The 14926-nt window shown below is 54.5% G+C and carries 14 protein-coding genes; 3 read left to right on the top strand and 11 right to left on the bottom strand.

All coding sequences use genetic code 11. The features are described 5' to 3' along the window. Nucleotides 1–358: 358 nt before the first annotated feature. The 5 genes from COO59_RS13700 to COO59_RS13680 form a co-directional block, all read right to left on the bottom strand. A complete protein-coding gene (locus tag COO59_RS13700; protein ID WP_103060353.1) occupies nt 359–820 on the bottom strand; it encodes a GNAT family N-acetyltransferase in 462 nt (153 codons plus the stop codon). Further along, nucleotides 817–1590 carry an FCD domain-containing protein gene (locus tag COO59_RS13695; protein WP_085070295.1) on the bottom strand — a complete coding sequence of 258 codons (774 nt, stop codon included), beginning with the start codon at nt 1588–1590 and terminating at the stop codon, nt 817–819. Before COO59_RS13695 ends, COO59_RS13700 begins: the two co-directional genes overlap by 4 nt. Before the next feature lie 76 nt (nt 1591–1666). Further along, entirely contained in the window at nt 1667–1984 is a 318-nt protein-coding gene (locus tag COO59_RS13690; RefSeq protein ID WP_103060352.1) for a PTS sugar transporter subunit IIB, read from the bottom strand. Between the two features lie 10 nt (nt 1985–1994). Then, entirely contained in the window at nt 1995–3422 is a 1428-nt protein-coding gene (locus COO59_RS13685; protein WP_103060351.1) for a glycoside hydrolase family 1 protein, read from the bottom strand. 9 nt (nt 3423–3431) lie between these two features. Beyond that, nucleotides 3432–4769 carry a PTS sugar transporter subunit IIC gene (locus COO59_RS13680; RefSeq protein ID WP_103060350.1) on the bottom strand — a complete coding sequence of 446 codons (1338 nt, stop codon included), beginning with the start codon at nt 4767–4769 and terminating at the stop codon, nt 3432–3434. A gap of 181 nt (nt 4770–4950) precedes the next feature. Between COO59_RS13680 and COO59_RS13675 the strand changes: the two genes are divergently transcribed. Then, nucleotides 4951–5259, top strand: a complete 309-nt coding sequence (locus COO59_RS13675) for a PTS lactose/cellobiose transporter subunit IIA (RefSeq protein WP_103060349.1) — start codon at nt 4951–4953, stop codon at nt 5257–5259. Nucleotides 5260–5302: 43 nt separating this feature from the next. Here COO59_RS13675 and lysA read toward each other — a convergent pair whose 3' ends face one another. Further along, nucleotides 5303–6553, bottom strand: coding sequence for a diaminopimelate decarboxylase (lysA, locus tag COO59_RS13670; protein WP_103060348.1), 1251 nt, complete (start codon nt 6551–6553; stop codon nt 5303–5305). Nucleotides 6554–6665: 112 nt separating this feature from the next. Between lysA and COO59_RS13665 the strand changes: the two genes are divergently transcribed. Then, a complete protein-coding gene (locus tag COO59_RS13665) occupies nt 6666–7586 on the top strand; it encodes a LysR family transcriptional regulator (RefSeq protein ID WP_103060490.1) in 921 nt (306 codons plus the stop codon). A gap of 16 nt (nt 7587–7602) precedes the next feature. On the opposite strand, the gene fliB is transcribed toward COO59_RS13665, so the two are convergent. Together fliB and COO59_RS13655 are read right to left on the bottom strand one after the other, a co-directional pair. Beyond that, entirely contained in the window at nt 7603–8820 is a 1218-nt protein-coding gene (gene fliB, locus COO59_RS13660; RefSeq protein ID WP_103060347.1) for a flagellin lysine-N-methylase, read from the bottom strand. Between the two features lie 345 nt (nt 8821–9165). After that, nucleotides 9166–10329 carry an MFS transporter gene (locus COO59_RS13655; RefSeq protein ID WP_103060346.1) on the bottom strand — a complete coding sequence of 388 codons (1164 nt, stop codon included), beginning with the start codon at nt 10327–10329 and terminating at the stop codon, nt 9166–9168. 409 nt (nt 10330–10738) lie between these two features. Between COO59_RS13655 and COO59_RS13650 the strand changes: the two genes are divergently transcribed. Then, entirely contained in the window at nt 10739–11365 is a 627-nt protein-coding gene (locus COO59_RS13650) for a trypsin-like peptidase domain-containing protein (RefSeq protein WP_103060345.1), read from the top strand. Between the two features lie 29 nt (nt 11366–11394). On the opposite strand, the gene COO59_RS13645 is transcribed toward COO59_RS13650, so the two are convergent. The 3 genes from COO59_RS13645 to prfB all read right to left on the bottom strand — a co-directional run bounded on the left by COO59_RS13645 (nt 11395) and on the right by prfB (nt 14660). Further along, nucleotides 11395–11904, bottom strand: a complete 510-nt coding sequence (locus COO59_RS13645; RefSeq protein ID WP_103060344.1) for a cupin domain-containing protein — start codon at nt 11902–11904, stop codon at nt 11395–11397. A 127-nt stretch (nt 11905–12031) separates the two neighbouring features. Continuing rightward, nucleotides 12032–13552: a lysine--tRNA ligase gene (gene lysS, locus COO59_RS13640; protein WP_103060343.1), complete on the bottom strand. Its 1521-nt coding sequence runs from the start codon at nt 13550–13552 to the stop codon at nt 12032–12034. A 9-nt stretch (nt 13553–13561) separates the two neighbouring features. Then, nucleotides 13562–14660 (bottom strand): peptide chain release factor 2 gene (prfB, locus tag COO59_RS13635; protein ID WP_103060342.1). Its coding sequence is split into 2 segments (ribosomal slippage): nt 13562–14584 and nt 14586–14660, totalling 1098 coding nucleotides; the frame shifts between segments, so codons are not numbered across the junction. Nucleotides 14661–14926 lie beyond the last annotated feature (266 nt).

The raw sequence follows: 14926 nt of genomic DNA, 5'->3' as shown, positions 1-14926 counted from the left end.
GCTTGAAATAAAAAAGTTATTATAATCACATAAAAGTATCGCGCCGATATATCCAGTGTGATGTAAGTCGTGCACAAGAGGACGGCAGTTTCGACGGAACAGCAGCGAATAAATATCAGAATTGGTGAGGCGGCAGCAAACAAACGTCAGAGCCAGTGAGGCGGCAGCAAACAAACATCAGAGCCAGTGAGGCGGCGGGCAGGCAGCGGAGTAAAGCCTCCGCGTCAGGGATGACGCGGCGGAGTCCCCAGGGATGGGTTCACGACCTCTTTACGCAGCGCCTGCCCGCCGCCGAACGAACTGAAACCACCGTAAACTCAGCCCCGCCGCCGAACGAACTGAAACCGACGCGCCGCGCTTATCGCAGCGCCTTGTGATACAAACGAACCACCACATCGGGATAATCCAACGCATCGCCAATATAGCGCCAGCCAAAACGCTCATAATAATCAGCACACAGCGCGTACAGATACAGATCGGCAAAGCCCCGTGCGTGACACCACGCTTCCGCATAACTTTGCAGCGCCGCACTCAGCCCGCTGCCGCGCGCGCTTTCATCTACATACAGCGCCGCCAGCCACGGAAAAAGATCCTGACGGCTAATCAAATCACAACGCCAAACGCCTACCGTTCCCACGGGAAGCCCGCCGTCCAACGCCACAAACGTCTGCGGGAAATCAGCGCCGCGCACGCTACTCTCTATCACGCTGGCGAAAAAATCCCGGCTCTTCTCATCGCCAAAGGCACGCCACAGCCACTCCATCAGCTGCGGCTGATACTGCGGCACCTCAGCCAACGGAACAATATGCCAGCGGCTCATACCAGCTTACCCTGAAAAATTGGCACCGATTCAAACAGATAACCATCGAAATCCGGCGCATCGGCGTCCGACAGCTCCATCAGCGTATTTTTTACATTCTCCAGATGTTGCCACATCCCCTGCCAGGCACCCATCACATCGCGCCGACGTAAAGCCGCCAGGATCGTCTGATGATCGCTCAGCCACTTCAACCGGTAACTGCGCGTCTCAATATGCCTGCGTAACTGTTGCCACAGCGGATTATTTTCATGATGCCGCCAGATACTCTTTACCGTATCCATCAACATCTGATTCTGCGTCGCCCCCGCTAACAGCAAATGAAACAAACGATCGTTATCCTGACTGGTATCATCCAGCGCGATCGCGCGCTGCTCCTGCTCCAGCGTACGCCGCAAATTCTCAATATCGGCTTTGGTTGCCATCCGCGCGGCGAAAGCGGCAATATTACTCTCCAGCAGCTGACGCGCCTGTAGCATCTCAAACGGCCCCACGTCGCTGCGGAAAAAAGCCTCCTCCTCATCGCTGCTCGCGCTGGGAATACGCATCACATAAACGCCAGAGCTTTGACGAATATCGACCGTTCCCTCCAGCTCCAGCATCAGCAACGCCTCGCGGACGATGGTTCGGCTCACGCCCCAGGTCTCAGCAAGATGACGCTCCGGCGGTAAACGTGAGCCAACCGGATAAAGCCCGGCCACGATCTGCTGGCGCAAATGCTCGCCAATCTCCTGATACTGCTTTCTCTCTTGCGGCGCTGCGCCCTTATCCACTTCATCACCCTTAGCCCGTTGACAACACCATCCCGTAGCGCCTGATTAACCGATAATAACAGATGGCGATACTCCGCTAGTTTATCAAAGCCAGCGCCTGATCGAGTACTTTTGCGCCGTTTAGCGTGCCGTAAGCCAGCGTATCAATTACCGCAATCGGAATCTGATGGCTATCGGTCAGCTTCCTGTTCTCCTCCAGCTTAAAACGCACCTGCGGCCCCAGCAGCACGACGGCCACTTCACCGGCAGAGTTTTGCAGCTCCTCGCGCAGGTTTTGCTCCGGGATCGCGTAAATTTGATAGCTCAGGCCGCGCGCCGCTGCTTCTTTCTCCATGCGCGTCACCACCATTGAAGTTGACATGCCCGCAGCGCAGGCCAGTACGATACGTTTCATTTGCGGCTCCTTACCTGGGTTGATCATCCAGCGTCAGGGTCAGCTGACGGCTGGCGCGCAGCTGACGAAACCAGTGCGCTGACTTTTTCATCCGCCGCTGGCGCTGATTTTCTAAATCGATCTCAATCAGACCATAGCGATTTTTAAAAGCGTTCATCGGCGAAACGTTATCGGTAAACGCCCACAGCATATAGCCCTGACAGTTAATGCCCGCCTGCCGGGCAAGCAGCGCTTCATATAAATGCTCAGCGATAAAGGCGATGCGATAATCGTCCTGAATTTCACCCTCGGCATTCCTGAAGCGCGCTTCGTTCTCAACTCCCATGCCGTTTTCCGCAATAAACCACGGGAAATTACCGTACTCATCGCGCATCCGCCGGGCAATATCCGCCACGATGCGTGGCTGAATCTCCCAGCCGCGTGACGGATTCATCCGTCGGCCCGGCAGCTCAAAAGGTTCATAGTAATAAGAGGGATGAAACGGCGTTTGTGCATGCCAGGCGCGCGACGGCGCTTTTACCCGATGCGGATAGTAAAGGTTCAAACCGACTTCATCGACGCGATGCGCTGCGATCAACGCTAAATCCTCATCGCTGTACTCCCATCTTATCTGATGCTGCGCTAACAGCTGCAGCAGCGCGGGCGGATATTCCCCCTTGATCGCCGGATCGAGAAACACTCGGTTATAGAACAGGTCATACATCTCTGCGGCTTTCCTGTCGTGCGGCGCGCTGGAACGCGGCCAGGTTACCTCCGGGTTTAAAATCGTCCCTATAGTGCCCGGCCAGCCTCCGGCGCGAAACAGCGCCACTACCCGCGCGGTCGCCAGATTTTTATGATGATTCCACTGCATCCAGATCGCGGTGCTTTGCTGATATGGCCAGCGCAGCGCATCGAGGTAAACGCGGGTTTGCACCACAATCGGCTCGTTAAACACAAACCAGCGCTTAACCCGATGCGCATAGCGCGCAAACACCTTTTCCGCGTAGCGAACAAACAGATCCACCACCTTTTTCGAGCCCCAGCCGCCATACTTTTCCAGCAGTATCGCCGGCAGTTCGTAATGCTCCAGACACAGCATCGGCTCAATGCCGCTGGCCTCCATCTCATCAAGCAGGCTGTCGTAATAGCGGGCGTACTCTTCGTCCACCTGTGCCGTTTCATAATCAAGCAGAAAGCGCGACCAGTTAATCGAGGTGCGATAGTGCGTCAGCCCGCAAGCTTTCATCAGCGCCACATCTTCCCGATAGCGATTGATAAAATCGGTCGCCACCGCCGGGCCGTAGCCGTTATGCCAGACGTGACGATCCTGCTGATACCAGGCATCCAGATAAGAATCCTGCCCCGCCTTCTTGCCGTGCCAGCCTTCGGTTTGCCAGGCGGACGCCGCCGCGCCCAGGATAAAATCTGGCGGAATATCAATGGTCAATTTGCTCATTCCCACTCCTTAAGGCTGCACCAGCTCCGGCTGCTGCAGGGCTTTCGCCTCGGCGGCTTCGGCACGGCGCGCCGCGATTTTGACAAACGGCAGATAGATCAGCACCGAAACAACAATACAAACCAGCTGGGTCACCACTGCTCCCATTGAGCCGGCGGTAGAAAGCCAGGCGTTAATAATCGGCGGCGTAGTCCAGGGCACCATCACTACCGCTTTACCCGCAAAACCGGTAAGCGTAGCGAAATAGCCAATGGCGCCGGTCACCAGCGGCGTAATGATGAAAGGGATTGCCAGAATCGGGTTCAGCATAATCGGCATACCGAAAATTACCGGCTCGTTGATATTAAACAGCCCCGGCCCAAAAGAGAGTTTGGCTATCTCGCGCATCTCTTTGCGTTTGGTCGCCAGCATCACCGCCGTCAGCAGGCCGATGGTTAATCCTGAACCGCCAATGCTCATATAAACATCCCAGAATGGCATGGTAATGATATTGGGCGCCTCTTTACCCTGCTCGAAAGCGTTCATATTCACCAGAATCGCTCCCAGCAGCAGCGGCTCGCGGATCGGTTTAATCATCTGATTGCCATGAATCCCGATCACCCAGAACAGCTGGGCGACAAACATCAGCAGCAAGATCCCCCACAGGCTCTGCACCACCGACTCCAGCGGCTGCTGCACCACGCGATAAACCGCATCGTAGAGATACATGCCGCTGACCCGGTGAAAAATAAAGCCGAAGGTAGCGATAGCCGACACGGTAATGATCGCCGGGATCAACGCCGAGAAAGAGGCCGAAACGTTTGGCGGCACGGTATCGGGCATCTTAATTTTTAGCCGATCGACATTCTCCAGCCGACAGTAAATCTCTACCGATAAAATGGCGATAAACATGCCGAGAAACAGGCTCTTGGTATCGGAAAACTGTTTCGCCAGCACGTCGGTTACCAGCCGCATCTGCCCGTCTACCATCATCTGCAGCGTAGTCGGCGTGACGGCGATAAAACAGATCACCGCCAGCAGGCCCGGAAACAGCGTTTTAATGCCGTTAATCCTGCCCAGCTCAATACCGATCAAAAATACCGCGCCGATATTCAGAAAGCTCAGCGTGGCATAGTTAATACTGGTGGTGATCGGCTTGAGATCGGCCAAGAAAGAGAGCGCCGGGAAACTGGCGAGGCCGTTGTTGGCATCCAGCACCATATTGGAGATCAGCACCGAAAAAGCGCCAACGATAATCACCGGCATCAACGTAATAAAAGAGGCTTTGATCGCCATGATGTAGCGATAGCTGTTAAAGCGCGTGGCGAAGCTTCCCAGCGAGTCAATCAGTCGATCCTGTAGAGACATAAGCAATACCTCAGGGTAAGTGAGTAATCGTCCTGTTGTGACAACCCAACCCTTCCCTGATATGGCATACCAAAATTAGCCTGTTATCCGCTTTTTTCTGTGATCTTTAGCGCAGTTTGCTTATTTGGTATTCCAATAAGATGATTAACTCAAATCTGGTATGCCAATAATCGAGGTGAGTATGAATTTTGAACAAGTCGTCATGGAGCTGTTGATTCACGCTGGCGAGGCACGTTCTTATGCGATGAGCGCGATTCAGTCAGCCCGCAGGCGTGAGTGGCAGCAGGCGGACGAGGCGCTGGCAGCCTCGGCGGAAGCCTCTAAAGCGGCGCATCAAATACAAACGCAACTGATCGGCGCCGATGAGGGCGAAGGGAAATTACCGGTGACGTTGATCCTAGTGCACGCGCAGGATCATTTAATGAATGCCATGCTGTGCCGGGATCTGGCAGAGGAGATCGTGCTGCTGCGCAAAGAGCTGCTGGCGTAAATACCCGGCCGCTCCCGCTATGGCAGCAGGAACGGCCCGCGTGTTACAGCTCCAGCGCCAGCAGCTCTTCAATGGTCTGGCGACGGCGGATTTCACGCGCCTCGCCGCCATCAAACAGCACCTCCGGGATCAGCGGACGGCTGTTGTAGTTGGAAGACATGGAGGCACCATACGCGCCGGTATCATGGAACACCAGATAATCGCCCGGCGCCGTTACCGGAAGCAGGCGGGTTTCTACCTTGCCGCCTTCCAGCTGGGTAAATACGTCACCCGATTCGCACAGCGGCCCCGCCACCACCGTTTCACGTTGCTCTCTTTGCGCCGCCGCGTTATCAGCAGAAAGCAGCGAAATATGATGATAGCTGCCGTACATCGAAGGGCGCATTAAATCGCTGAAGCCCGCATCCACCAGCACAAAGTGACGGCTGCCCATCTCTTTCACCGCCCGCACCTGCGCCACCAGCACGCCCGCCTCGGCAACCAAGAAACGTCCAGGCTCGATCTCTAATTTCACCGCATGACCCAAATGTGCCGCAATACGTTCGCGCGCGCGGTGCCACAGGCTGTAATAGTGTTGCGTATCGATCGCCTCTTCGCCGTAACGATAGGGAATCGACAGGCCGCCACCGGCAGAGATCGCCGTAATATCCCGATCCAGCGCGATAACCTGGCTTACCATGGCATCGCATACCTGCTCCAGATGGCGATAATCCACCCCGGAACCGATATGCATATGAATGCCCACCAGCTGCAGATCGTACTGCTGAATGGCCTGCAGCGCCTGCGGCAAATCATGGTGCCAGATGCCGTGCTTGCTGTTTTCACCGCCGGTATTGGTTTTTTGACTGTGACCGTGACCAAAACCTGGGTTGACCCGCAGCCAGACCGGATGGCCCGGCGAACGCTCGCCCAGCTGATGCAACATATCCACCGATCCGGCATTAACCGGAATGCGCAGCTCGGCAATCCGCGTCAGCGTCGGTTTATCCAGCACGTCAGCGGTAAAAACGATCTCATCGCCGCCCGCGACATAGCCCGCCGCCCGCGCACGTTCAATTTCACCCAGCGAAACGGAATCGACTTTCACGCCAGCTTCACGCATCAGGCGCAGAATATGAATATTCGAGCAGGCCTTCTGGGCGAAACGCACCACGTCAAACTGCCGTAGCTGAGCAATGCGCTGGCGAATAATATCAGCATCATAGGCCCAAAACGGACCATCATAGCGTTCGGTTAGCGGCAGCAGGTTAGCGGCGTTCAGGGCGCTGTCAGGGTGGTTAAGCGGGCGCGGCATGAGGTTTCTCCTTAAAATTTCCCCCATTACGCCATAGCTCTTTTTACCTGAAAAATATCTGTTTCTGCAGAGTCTATGCAAATATGATATGGCTTTCGCTTTCGGAGAAATCATGGCTAACATCACCCATCGACATATCGAAATTTTTCACGCGGTGATGACCAGCGGCAACCTGACCGCCGCCGCCGAGCTGTTGCATACCTCTCAGCCAACCGTCAGCCGCGAGCTGGCCCGCTTTGAAAAGCTGACCGGGCTGAGTCTGTTCGAGCGCGTGCGCGGCCGCCTGCATCCCACGGTACAGGGGCTGCGCCTGTTTGAAGAGGTGCAGCGATCCTGGTACGGTCTCGATCGCATCATCAGCGCGGCGGAAGGATTGCGTCAGTTTCGCCAGGGCGAGCTTTCTGTCGCCTGCCTGCCGGTTTTTTCCCAGTCGCTGCTGCCGCCGCTTTGCCAGCCTTTTCTGCAGCGCTATCCCGATCTCAGCCTGAATATCATTCCGCAGGAATCGCCGCTGTTGGAAGAGTGGCTGTCAGCCCAGCGCCACGATCTCGGCCTGACCGAAACCCACATTACGCCCGCCGGTACGGAGCGCATCGAACTGTTAACGCTGAACGAGGTCTGCGTTTTGCCTGCGGATCATCCTTTAGCCTCGCGCAGGCGGCTAACGCCGCAGGATTTTGCCGGCGAAAGCTATATCAGCCTGTCGCGCAGCGACAGCTATCGGCAGCTGCTGGACGCGCTGTTTCATGAGCAGAACGTGCAGCGCCGAATGGTTATGGAAACGCACAGCGCGGCGTCGGTATGCGCGATGGTGCGGGCAGGCGTGGGAATTTCGGTGGTGAATCCGCTGACGGCTCTTGATTATGCGGCCAGCGGCGTAGCAATCCGACGCTTTAGCGTTGAGGTGCCCTTTACGGTGAGCCTGATCCGCCCGCTGCATCGTCCGGCTTCGGCGCTGGTTAACGCGTTTAGCCTGCACCTGCAGCACGAGGCCGCGCAGTTTCGGGTTAAGCTTAATGCCCTGCTTGATTAGCCAGACGGCAGCGTTTTTAGCCTAACAGCAGCAGGCAGGATAAATCATCGCCGCCATTGATTTCATCGATGGCTTTATCGAGTTTATCCGCCATTGATGAACTGTGGTTGATGTACTGATAATAATCGGCAAATAGCTCAACCACATCGTCCTGTTTAATTTCTTGCTGCAGCGATTTCACCGCAAGCGAAAATTTCAGGAAAAAGTAATCCATAACGATGCGGTAAAATTTCCGCATAATAAGGGCAAGGTCTTTGCCTGGAAACCAGCTGCTGTAGAGCTGATAATGTAAATAATTACGCATAACATACGGCTCTTTCAGGCATGAAACCGTACAAAGCTGCTGCCATTGCTGGTTAATCTCGGTGAACTTAGCCTGCATTGCAGCAATATCAGCGGTTTCCGCTCCGCTCAGATAATCAGCAATTAAAATATAATTATCGCGAAGAGAGTAATTACGCACCGTGGTATTTATATTATCTTTAAAAATCGCCATGACGGCGCGAAGTTTCAACAGCGCAGACTGCTCGTTTGTATTGCTATTCGCTACCAGCTGGCCGCGGTTAAGCGCCACAATCAGCTCTTCATAAAAGGCTTCAGCTTCAGACAGCCGGCCAGATAAATCAAAGTTTATACGCTGCAGATATAAAATAAACTGAGCCAGCGCCAGCAGGTTGGCTTCGATACTGCTGCTTTGCGCAGCAATCAGGTTCCAGGCAAACAGATGAATAAGCTGATTTTTTTGCCCTAAGATATGCCGGGAAGCCAGTGTGGTTTTGGCGGCCGTTGCAATAAGGTTGGTCTCTTCATGCTGTAGCATACTCTCCTGTTCAAACAGCACCAGTCGCACTACCTCCGAACAGGACATTGTCATGTTATGGCGCAACTGATCGCCCCAGCTATCCGTTCTTCGGGGATAGCCCGCACAGGTATTGGAGAGCGAATCGCCGCCCATTTTTTGATGGATTTTACACAGCTTATCCGCCGTAAAAAATGGGCATTTTCCATTCTCATCAAAATGAATAATGGAATATTTATTTTTGCCCCCTTTGGCCAGTTTTAAACTGCTTTTAGCAATGGTTTTTATTTCTTCATCAGGTGAATTGATATATTTTTCATGTGTTTTTTTATCTATGTAAATATTCCATCCATGACAGCAATCATTTAAACATTCCGATCCCGCACATTTAAACTTCTTATAAAAGTTTGGGGTGATGATTTTGTGTATCTTCATAGATTAACACTCTTGTATAAAACAGATAAGGTAACATAAAGCGTTAATAAGCCAATGAGGCATAAGCGCACACTTTAGCGTGCAATTAGCCATAACGCGCTCGGATAATACTGACCGTTCCGCGGGCTATTTCCGATGATTTATCGTGCAGGAAATATTATGGTTAGCGCTTTGATAATCTGCGGCCTGCGCAACAAGTCGCAGAGCGCATCTGGAAACGGAGTGGATGAAGCAGAATGGTAACAGGGACGCATAGCGCGGCATCGGGATCGGGCGGGCGTGAGAGAGGAGCTGGCGAAGGCGCTGACGGCACATGATATGCCGCCAGCGCGTCGCTCTGCTAAATTAAGCGCGTACCGGCTGCGCCTCTCCGCCAGCGCGACGGAAGGTGATCAGGCAAACCATCAGCCCGACCGCTGCCAGCAATGCGGCCGCCACCGGCACGGCGGTCAGGCCGTAGCCGCCTTCAATAACCGCCCCGCCAACCCAGGCGCCTAACGCATTACCAACGTTAAACGCGGCAATATTCAGGGTAGAAACCAGATTCGGCGCCTCTTTACCGTGACGCACCACGTTAATTTGCAGGCCCGGTACGGTAGCGAAGGTCGCCATCGCCCACAGGAACAGAGTAATTTCCGCCAGCCAGAGTCCGTGGCTGGTCCAGCTAAAGGCCAGCGAGAATAGCGCAATCAGCGCAAAGCTCAGCATCAGGCTGAAGGAAACTTTCCAGTCCGCCAGCCTGCCGCCGATGATATTGCCTACCGTCAGGCCGGCGCCGATCAGAAACAGCGTCCAGCTCACGCCGCGATTGCTGATGCCGGTGACCTGTAACAGCAGCGGAGCGATATAGCTAAACAGGGCAAACATCGCCGCCGCAAAGCAGACCGTCATCAGCAACGACAGCCAGAGTTTGCCGTTCGCCAGCGCGCTGATTTCGCTGCCGAGGTGTACCGGCTTCTCATCTTTATTGGTCGGCAGGCTAACGATCAGGGCCATAAATGCCAGCACGCCAATCACCGCTACGCCCCCAAAGGTGGCGCGCCAGCCATACAGCTGACCAAACCAGGTACCGAGCGGCACGCCCAGCACGTTAGCCAGCGTCAGGCCGGTAAACATCAACGCGACCGCCGATGCCTGACGGCCAGGCGCAACCAGGCTGGCGGCAACCACCGAACCGATACCAAAAAAGGCACCGTGACACAGCGCGGTAACAATACGCGCCAGCATCAGCAGGTTATAGCTGTAAGCCAGTGCGCACAGTATGTTGCCGATAATAAAAATCGACATCAGCAGGGTCAGCGTGCGTTTGCGCGGCAGCCGCGCGGTCAGCAGAGCCATTACCGGCGCGCCGATCGCGACGCCCAACGCATAGCCGCTAATCAGCCAGCCGGCGGAAGGAATCGACACGTGCAGGTCGCCCGCTACCTCCGGCAGTAATCCCATAATAACGAACTCAGTGGTGCCGATTGCAAACGCACTCAGCGCCAACGCCAGTAATGAAACAGGCATAACATTCTCCAGAAACGATGATTGCAGACTCCAGGCAGACCGCTAGCGGGCAGCGGATGGGATGACGCGTTGTGTTGCTGCATCTATTTATTGCGTCACGACGGCTATTAAAGCACAGCGTTAATGTGACAAACACCCCGAAACTGACAAGGGTTTATTGCGCTACGAGCAATAATCCTGCGGTTAGCTGGGGCAAAGCGCGCATCGCCTTTAAGAGTATTCCTTTACCCTCACTTAACAACTGGCGGTGGTATTTTGTTAAAGTTTGCCTTCCCCATGCTGCAACGGTGTGGAATGTAACAACATTATGGTTTTTAGCGGATAAATAAGGCATTAAAGAAAGCAAGGCGGCTGCCGACATCCTGACAACGGATAAACAGCGCTTAATGGTCAATATCGGGGATTTATCATGCGTAAGACGTTCGCCCTGCTGGTGTTGGGTTTGACCGGCTGTTCGGTTGGCCATTATGAATACAGTAAAGAAGCCCAGAGGCGCGTTGATATGACCGTAACCGGTATCCCTACGGTGCTGGGCCTGGGCACGCTGGGCACCACCATTCCTCTGACCGCGAACTATAGCCTGACCGCCGCCCACGTTGCGAAGTTCTCTTTATATAAGGTTAAGGCCTGGCATCCTGAATGCGATCTGGCCATTATTTACCATAAGAATGATGAAAAAGATCTGCCGCCGCGCTTTCGTAACGGTTTTATGGGCGATCGGGTTAACCTGTACGGCTACAGCTTTTATACCGCGATGCCGGTCGCTTCATCCGGTAAAAACCTGGTGAATAGCAGCCTGCAAAACAGCTGGAATAAGCCGAGCTGCGTAGTGGTGGCCGCTGACGCGGGCGTGGTTCAGGGGATGTCCGGCGGCGCGGTTTATAATGCGTCTGATGATACGCTGGCCGGGGTGATTGTCGGCTACAGCGCAGAGATTAACGATAAGAAAAGCGGCAAAACGCTGTATAAGAATGTCGCGCTTTATATTCCCTGGTCCCAGTTTTCAACCTGGCTGACGGCAGAAACAAAGTCATAAGCGACAGTTTATAACGTCGGCCCGGCGTGTTAGCCCTGCCCGCGCGGTTTATCCGGCAATCCGTTATGCGGGCCGAATGGTTGCGATGGCGGATTGTGCCAGCGATCTTTTCGGGTCGCTTCATATTCAGCATTAAGCGGGTAATGTATGCGGTTTTCCTCTTTCTGCGCTTCGCCGACAACCAGCAGCCTGACTTCCGCCGTCCCGTTATTGATAAATGTGTGACAAATCCCCGTTCCCGCCGGAAATGCCACCGCATCGCCCGGCTGCAAGGCATATAGCTCGCCATTGATCCAGGCATGAGGATGCCCTTCCAGCACATAGACAAACTCTTCTTCCGCGCTTTCAGCATGCGGATAAGAGAGGCGACGCCCTGGCAGCAGGCGCTCATGATGAATGCCAATGCGTGTTAATCCCAGCGCCCGGCCCAGCGGCGCGCCGATGCCCATATGTTCATTACTGTCGCGGTAATGCGGTTTATCTGGCTCTTCCAGTTCCTGCCAGTGACGAATAAAGTCGGGGCTCGTTATCGGCTGCATGTTATCGGCTCCGCAGAAGGATCGTTTAAGTCTGGCAAAGGAATAAGACAATCTCAAGAAAAGCGCCAGCGCGCAGCCAAAGTAAAAAGGGACGCCTGAGCGTCCCTTTTCACCGAGCCTGACGATATTACTTCGCGGACGGACGCAGCGCCGGAAACAGAATAACGTCACGAATGGTGTGGCTGTTGGTGAACAGCATAACCAGACGGTCGATACCGATGCCGAGACCTGCGGTCGGCGGCAGGCCGTGCTCCAGCGCGGTAACGTAGTCTTCATCGTAAAACATCGCTTCATCATCACCGGCGTCTTTCGCTTCCACCTGCTGGCGGAAACGGTCGGCCTGATCTTCAGCGTCGTTCAGCTCAGAGAAACCGTTGCCGATTTCACGACCGCCGATAAAGAATTCGAAGCGATCGGTGATTTCCGGGTTGGTGTCGTTGCGGCGCGCCAGCGGAGAAACTTCCGCCGGATATTCGGTGATAAAGGTCGGCTGAATCAGATGACTTTCCGCCGTCTCCTCGAAAATCTCCGTAACTACGCGGCCCAGGCCCCAACTTTTCTCAACTTTGATACCCAGCGAGCGCGCAATCGCCACCGCTTTATCAAACTCTTCCAGATCGGCAAGGTTGGTTTCCGGACGATACTTCTGAATCGCTTCTTTCATCGTCAGTTTGACAAACGGCTTGCCGAAATCAAACGTCTGCTCGCCGTAAGGCACTTCGGTGGTGCCCAACACATCCTGCGCCAGCGTACGGAACAGGCTTTCCGTCAGTTCGATCAGATCTTTGTAATCCGCATAGGCCATATAGAGTTCCATCATGGTGAACTCAGGGTTATGGCGCGGCGAGATGCCTTCATTACGGAAGTTACGGTTGATTTCAAACACCCGATCGAAACCGCCGACCACCAGGCGTTTCAGATAGAGTTCCGGCGCGATACGCAGGTACATATCGATGTCGAGCGCGTTATGATGAGTGATAAACGGACGGGCAGACGCACCGCCGGGGATCACCTGCATCATCGGGGTTTCCACTTCCATAAAGTCGCGGCCAACCATAAACTGGCGGATACCGGCCATAATCTGCGAGCGAATACGGAAAGTGTTACGCGACTCTTCGTTGGCGATCAGATCAAGATAGCGCTGACGATAGCGAGTTTCCTGATCGGCCAGGCCGTGGAATTTATCCGGCAGCGGGCGCAGCGCTTTGGTTAGCAGACGCAGTTCGCTACAGTGAATGGAGAGCTCGCCGGTTTTGGTTTTAAACAGTTTGCCGCGCGCGCCGAGGATGTCGCCCAGATCCCATTTTTTAAACTGTTCGTTGTAGATGCCTTCCGCCAGATCGTCACGCGCGACGTAAAGCTGAATACGTCCGCCCACGTCCTGCAGCGTAACAAATGACGCTTTACCCATGATACGGCGCGTCATCATCCGCCCCGCCACGCAGACTTCGATATTCAGCGCTTCCAGCTCTTCATTTTCTTTATCATCGAACTGCGCGTGCAGCTGGTCGGAGACGCTGTCGCGGCGGAAGTCGTTCGGAAACGCCACGCCCTGTGCACGCAGCGCGCTGAGCTTTTCACGACGCGCTTTCAGTTCGTTGTTAAGTTCAAGCGCGGCATCAGCGCCCTGCGGTTGTTGTTCAGACATGTCGGTTCCTTATAGCCCTGCTTTCAAACTTGCTTCAATGAAACGATCCAGATCGCCGTCCAGCACCGCCTGGGTGTTACGCGTTTCTACGCCGGTGCGCAGATCTTTGATGCGTGAATCATCCAGCACGTATGAGCGAATCTGGCTGCCCCAGCCAATATCAGATTTGTTATCTTCCAGCGCCTGTTTTTCGGCATTTTTCTTTTGCATTTCCAGTTCATAAAGCTTGGCTTTCATCTGCTTCATGGCCTGGTCTTTGTTTTTATGCTGAGAGCGATCGTTCTGACACTGGGTTACGGTGCCGGTTGGAATGTGGGTGATACGCACCGCTGATTCCGTACGGTTAACGTGCTGACCGCCCGCGCCGGATGCGCGATAGACGTCGATACGCAGGTCCGCCGGGTTAATATCAATATCGATATCGTCATCCACTTCCGGGTAAACGAAGGCGGAGCTGAAGGAGGTGTGACGACGGCCGCCGGAGTCGAACGGGCTTTTACGCACCAGGCGATGGACGCCAGTTTCGGTGCGCAACCAGCCAAACGCGTAGTCGCCGGAGATACGGATGGTGGCAGATTTAATGCCCGCGACTTCGCCGTCGGAGGCTTCGATAACTTCGGTTTTGAAGCCTTTATCTTCTGCCCAGCGCAGATACATACGCAGCAGTATGCTGGCCCAGTCCTGTGCTTCCGTACCGCCGGAGCCCGCCTGGAGATCGATGTAGCAGTCAGCGCTGTCATATTCACCGGAGAACATGCGGCGGAATTCCAGTTCGCCCAGTTTTTTATCAAGGACATCCAGTTCGGCGACGGCTTCGTTGAAGGTTTCTTCATCGTCCGCTTCTACCGCCAGTTCCAGCAGGCCGGCAACGTCTTCCAGCCCCTGAGCCATTTGGTCAAGGGTGTCAACGATGGCTTCCAGCGCGGAGCGTTCTTTACCCAGAGCCTGGGCGCGCTCTGGCTCGTTCCAGACGTCAGGCTGTTCCAGTTCGGCGTTTACTTCTTCGAGGCGTTCTTTCCTGGCATCGTAGTCAAAGATACCCCCTAAGAACGTCGCTGCGCTCAGTGAGGTCCTGGATACGATTTTTCACCGGATTAATTTCAAACATGGCTTTAGGATCTTTTAAGGAGTGACGTTAGATATAAGGGAGGAGTTTAACTGAAAAGGCGGTGAGATTGTAGTTTTGTGCGGGGATGTCGCGGCGGACTGAGGGGGTATTTAGTTCAGGAGCGTCGCGGCGGGCTGGAGGTGGTATTTAGTTCAGGGGCGTCGCGGCGAACTGGGGATGGAAGTGAGTTCGGAGATGTCGCGGCGGACGTGGGGGGTTATTTATGTTCGGGGGGCGTCGCGACAGAACGTGGGACTGGGAACGTT

The sequence above is a fragment of the Mixta theicola genome (assembly GCF_002895925.1).
In the GTDB taxonomy this organism is placed as follows: domain Bacteria; phylum Pseudomonadota; class Gammaproteobacteria; order Enterobacterales; family Enterobacteriaceae; genus Mixta; species Mixta theicola.
This window is presented reverse-complemented; position numbering and strand designations above follow the sequence as displayed.

What these genes read in the sequence shown, in the direction of transcription:
- COO59_RS13655 (WP_103060346.1), bottom strand. Translation starts at nt 10,329, where the DNA reads ATGCCTGTTTCATTACTGGCGTTGGCGCTGAGTGCGTTTGCAATCGGC.
- COO59_RS13690 (WP_103060352.1), bottom strand. Translation starts at nt 1,984, where the DNA reads ATGAAACGTATCGTACTGGCCTGCGCTGCGGGCATGTCAACTTCAATG.
- COO59_RS13675 (WP_103060349.1), top strand. Translation starts at nt 4,951, where the DNA reads ATGAATTTTGAACAAGTCGTCATGGAGCTGTTGATTCACGCTGGCGAG.
- COO59_RS13665 (WP_103060490.1), top strand. Translation starts at nt 6,666, where the DNA reads ATGGCTAACATCACCCATCGACATATCGAAATTTTTCACGCGGTGATG.
- COO59_RS13650 (WP_103060345.1), top strand. Translation starts at nt 10,739, where the DNA reads ATGCGTAAGACGTTCGCCCTGCTGGTGTTGGGTTTGACCGGCTGTTCG.
- lysS (WP_103060343.1), bottom strand. Translation starts at nt 13,552, where the DNA reads ATGTCTGAACAACAACCGCAGGGCGCTGATGCCGCGCTTGAACTTAAC.
- COO59_RS13680 (WP_103060350.1), bottom strand. Translation starts at nt 4,769, where the DNA reads ATGTCTCTACAGGATCGACTGATTGACTCGCTGGGAAGCTTCGCCACG.
- lysA (WP_103060348.1), bottom strand. Translation starts at nt 6,553, where the DNA reads ATGCCGCGCCCGCTTAACCACCCTGACAGCGCCCTGAACGCCGCTAAC.
- COO59_RS13700 (WP_103060353.1), bottom strand. Translation starts at nt 820, where the DNA reads ATGAGCCGCTGGCATATTGTTCCGTTGGCTGAGGTGCCGCAGTATCAG.
- fliB (WP_103060347.1), bottom strand. Translation starts at nt 8,820, where the DNA reads ATGAAGATACACAAAATCATCACCCCAAACTTTTATAAGAAGTTTAAA.
- COO59_RS13685 (WP_103060351.1), bottom strand. Translation starts at nt 3,422, where the DNA reads ATGAGCAAATTGACCATTGATATTCCGCCAGATTTTATCCTGGGCGCG.
- COO59_RS13645 (WP_103060344.1), bottom strand. Translation starts at nt 11,904, where the DNA reads ATGCAGCCGATAACGAGCCCCGACTTTATTCGTCACTGGCAGGAACTG.